This window comes from Variovorax sp. F042 (assembly GCF_057814215.1).
In genome coordinates this window covers 1-255 of the sequence record NZ_JBVASX010000113.1, presented here as the reverse complement: position 1 = coordinate 255, position 255 = coordinate 1, and the positions used below count along the sequence as shown (strand labels likewise).

Annotated in this window: 1 protein-coding gene; it reads right to left on the bottom strand. The window is 63.5% G+C overall.

The features are described from left to right. On the bottom strand, positions 1 to 255 hold a 255-nt coding region (locus ACZYSP_RS35650; protein WP_489019284.1), incomplete at both ends, for an AMP-binding protein.

Sequence of the window (255 nt, the reverse complement as noted above, 5' to 3'; positions counted from 1 at the left end):
CAGTCTGGCACCAGAGGTCAGCGGCCAGAACATCTCCCAGACCGACACGTCGAAGCCGAAGGGGGCCTTGTGCAGGACCGTGTCAGCGCCTGCGAGGGTGTAGAACTCCTGCATCCAGGCCATGCAGTTGAACAGGGCTTGATGGCGAATGGCTGCACCCTTGGGGCGGCCTGTGGAGCCTGAGGTGTAGATGACGTAGGCCAGGTGTTCGCCGTGCAGGCTGACTTGCGGATCGGCCTCGGACTCGGACGCTGT